This is a genomic window from Pseudomonas sp. P39-UII1 (assembly GCF_039672635.1).
Lineage (GTDB): Bacteria > Pseudomonadota > Gammaproteobacteria > Pseudomonadales > Pseudomonadaceae > Aquipseudomonas.
In genome coordinates, this window is record NZ_JBDFPP010000052.1 from 1 (window position 1) to 1,079 (window position 1,079).

1 protein-coding gene is annotated in these 1,079 nt (G+C 56.3%); it reads left to right on the forward strand.

Annotation, left to right across the window (positions count from 1 at the left end; translation table 11 throughout):
* Positions 1 to 245 precede the first annotated feature (245 nt).
* Positions 246 to 1,079 (forward strand): IS110 family transposase (locus tag ABEH27_RS25655; RefSeq protein ID WP_346616244.1); only part of this gene is annotated, 834 nt, incomplete at its 3' end.

A 1,079-nucleotide genomic window follows, 5' to 3' on the forward strand; every position in this document is an offset into this window, starting at 1 on the left:
GCCGCTCCTTGTATCTCGACTTTCGCCTCCCAAGAGGCGAAAGTTCTCGACTGATCATCGAGGGAAGGTCTTGAAGCGGAGCCGCTCCTAGGGCATCGAGCCCGTACTGTAGATGACGCTCTGGCCTTCCAACCCCACTCGACAAGTTCGAACGGTATCTAGTGCCCGTCCCTGGCGTGAGTACGCATTGACAAGGTTGAACTGAGTGTAGGGTGATCGACTTTCGTAGTTTGAAGGAGAAGATCATGTCCGTCTTTGTTGGCGTTGATGTCGCCAAAAAATCTTTCGACATTGCCACCCCGCTTCCCAACGGCAAGACGCGCACCAAAGCCAAGCTGTCCAATGATCCTGGAGGGTTCAAGCAGTTCTGCGACTGGCTTGAGCGCCACGCCGAACCAGGCGCCTGGATCCTTATGGAGGCCACAGGCACCTATCACGAAGCATTGGCCGAGCATTGTCACAACCAAGGTTATCGGGTGTGCATTCTGAACCCGGCGGTGATCGCGAAATTCGCTGACGTGGAGCTTCGGCGCGTCAAAACCGATAAGGCTGACGCCAAAGTCATTGCTGCTTATGGCCAACAGAAGGCGGCCTCGCTTCGCCAGTGGGAGCCCGTGCCACCTGCACAGCGCCGTTTGCGTGCTCTGGTACGGCGACTGGACGACCTCAAGGAAATGCGCCAGATGGAGCAGAATCGTTTGGATGTCGCACAAGATGCGGTGCAGCAGTCGATTCAAGACGTCATCGGACACATCACCGAAGAACTGGAAAAGACCAGGAAGGCTATCGAGCAGACGATCGATGATGATCCAGACCTGCGCAAGCGACGTGATCTGATTACCTCGATTGATGGTTTGGGTGACACCACTGCTACGTTGCTGCTCGCCGAACTGGGTGATCCACTGAAATACCAAAGCCCTTCTGCGATTGTCGCGTTCTCAGGCCTGAACCCGGTAGTGCAGCAATCGGGAGAGTTCATAGGCCAGAGCACTATCTCGCGCACAGGCGCCTCACGGCTACGTGCGGGCTTGTGGATGTCAGGCACTGTCTCGATCAGGCATAACCCTGTCGTGAAGGCC